Below are 1924 nucleotides of genomic sequence, written 5' to 3' on the forward strand. Positions count from 1 at the left end.
CTGCAGATCGACACCTCGGACGTGGCGCCGAAGGCCACCGGCCGGGTGGATGTGGGCATCAACCTGCGCGCCTCGGCGCCGGTGGTGGACGAGATGCAGACGCCGTTCGACCCGACCGTCGCCGCCAGCTACACCAACTCGAGCTCGATGACCTTCTACGACTCGCTGGGCGGCGCCCACGACGCGGTGCTGTATTTCGTCAAGACCGCGCCCAACACCTACAACACGCACCTGCTGATGGACGGCAACGAGATCACGCCGACGCCCGATGGCACGATCGAGTTCGGCACCGACGGCAAGATCATCTCACCGGCCACCGGCCAGATCGCGTACGACCCCGCCGAGGTGCCGGGTGCCGCCGACATGACCGTCACCCTCAACTACGCCGGCGCCACGCCGACCACCCAGTACGGCGACACCTACAGCGTGAATGCGCTGGACCAGGACGGTTACACCACAGGTCGCCTGGCCACCATCAACATCGACGAGACCGGCAAGGTGTTCGCCCGCTACACCAACGGCCAGTCGCGCCTGCAGGGCGTGGTGGCGCTGGCCAATTTCGCCAACCCGCAGGGCTTGCGCCAGGCCGGCAACAACGCCTGGATCGAGACCTATACCTCCGGCGTGCCGCTGATCGGCACCGGTGGCTCGGCGCGCCTGGGCACCATCTCGTCGGGTGCGCTCGAGGAATCCAACGTGAACCTGACCGAGGAGCTGGTCAACCTGATCACGGCCCAGCGCAACTTCCAGGCCAACGCGCAGGTCATCCAGACCGAAGACCGCGTCACCCAGACGCTGATGAACATGCGCTGATAGGCCATGGACCGGCTCGTCTACATTGCATCGGCCAGCGCCGCGCGGCTCGACACCGCACAGGCGGTGGCCGCCAACAACCTGGCCAACGCCGGTACGGTCGGCTTCAAGGCCGACCTGCTGGCCAGCCGCGCGGCGCTGCTCGAGGGCGCCGGCTGGGACACTCGCGTCTACGCGCCGGTCACCGGCGTGGGGCTGGACGGCAGCGCCGGCACGCTGCAGCAGACCGGCCGCGAGCTGGACGTGGCGGTGGATGGCGCGGGCGCGATCGCCGTGCAGGCGCCCGACGGCAGCGAGGCTTACACACGCGCCGGCGACCTGCGCGTCAGCGCCGACGGCGTGCTGCAGACGGCGTCTGGGCTGCCGGTGCTGGGTGACGGCGGGCCGCTGCTCGTTCCGCCGTATCAGAGCATCAGCATCGGCCGTGACGGCACGGTGACGGTGGTGCCGGACGGGCAGGGGCCCGAGGCGCGGGTGGTGGTCGGGCGCATCAAGCTGGTCGAGGCGCCGCCGGGCGGCTGGCGCAAGGGCGGCGACGGCATGCTGCGGGCGGCTTCTGGCGGGCCGCTGCCGGCCAGCGCCGCCGTCGGGCTGACGCCGAACGCCCTCGAAAACAGCAACGTCAGCGCCGTCGGCGCCATTGTGCAGATGATCGAGGCCGGCCGCCAGTACGAGCTGCAGGTGCGCCTGATGCAGGCGGCCGAAAAATCCGACCAGGCCAGCAGCCGGTTGTTATCGCTCAATGGTTAAGAACGGTCTGAACAAGTCCATCCGGGACTTGTTCAGACTCGCCGAGTCCGGCGCATGTCCGGACTCGGCTGCGCGGACCGAGCACTGGTGTGCTCGATCCGCGAGCGCGCCATCCATGGCGCGCGCAACCTCTGAACTTCAATTCAGAGATCACTTGAGAGGGTTAAAACAGTCATGAACCAGGCCCTGTGGATCGCCAAGACCGGCCTCGACGCGCAGCAGACGCGCATGGAGGTGGTGTCCAACAACATCGCCAACGTCAACACCACCGGCTTCAAGCGCGAGCGGGCGGTGTTCGAGGACCTGCTGCACCAGAACATCAACCAGGTGGGCGCCAACTCCACCCAGGACACGCAGCTGC

The 1924-nt window shown here is 68.2% G+C and carries 3 protein-coding genes; all 3 read left to right on the top strand.

The genetic code is table 11. The annotated features are described in order from the left end of the window. Positions 1-813 (top strand): flagellar hook protein FlgE (locus PHC73_RS05965; RefSeq protein ID WP_300125658.1); only part of this gene is annotated, 813 nt, incomplete at its 5' end. 6 nt (positions 814-819) lie between these two features. Further along, on the top strand, positions 820-1563 hold the full coding sequence (locus PHC73_RS05970) for a flagellar basal body rod protein FlgF (protein WP_300125661.1): 744 nt from the start codon (positions 820-822) through the stop codon (positions 1561-1563). 174 nt (positions 1564-1737) lie between these two features. Continuing rightward, positions 1738-1924: flagellar basal body protein (locus PHC73_RS05975; protein WP_300125663.1), on the top strand; the 187-nt coding region annotated here is incomplete at its 3' end.

It is taken from the genome of Immundisolibacter sp. (assembly GCF_028696615.1).
Lineage (GTDB): Bacteria > Pseudomonadota > Gammaproteobacteria > Immundisolibacterales > Immundisolibacteraceae > Immundisolibacter.